Genomic DNA, 274 nt, shown 5'->3' on the forward strand with positions numbered 1-274 from the left:
CTGCTTTCAAACAACTCTTGCTCTAGCTCCATAAGAGCGGGGCCGTATATCACTGTCAGAACCTTCCAGTGTGTGCTTTCTTCCGTCCGCAATATTAACCGAGGCAATATGTTCGATTTGCCGTGGGTATTGTCGCCACAGAAACCTTCTTCCTTCCTCCCAGGAACCAAAGTGAATAACAAGCTCATCCCCTGCTATTTTTGAAGTTCGCCGCAATTGAGCACTTGGTAAATATGGAGTTTGCTTTGTACCATTTTGCCTAGCTATAAGCCTG

General features: G+C 46.0%; 1 protein-coding gene. It reads right to left on the reverse strand.

Annotated elements, in window-relative coordinates; genetic code table 11:
• Positions 1-6: 6 nt before the first annotated feature.
• On the reverse strand, positions 7-274 hold a 268-nt coding region (locus tag MN204_RS20645), incomplete at its 5' end, for a hypothetical protein (protein ID WP_249872929.1).

The organism is Oceanobacillus saliphilus, from assembly GCF_023522835.1.
Classification (GTDB): Bacteria; Bacillota; Bacilli; order Bacillales; family Amphibacillaceae; genus Oceanobacillus; species Oceanobacillus saliphilus.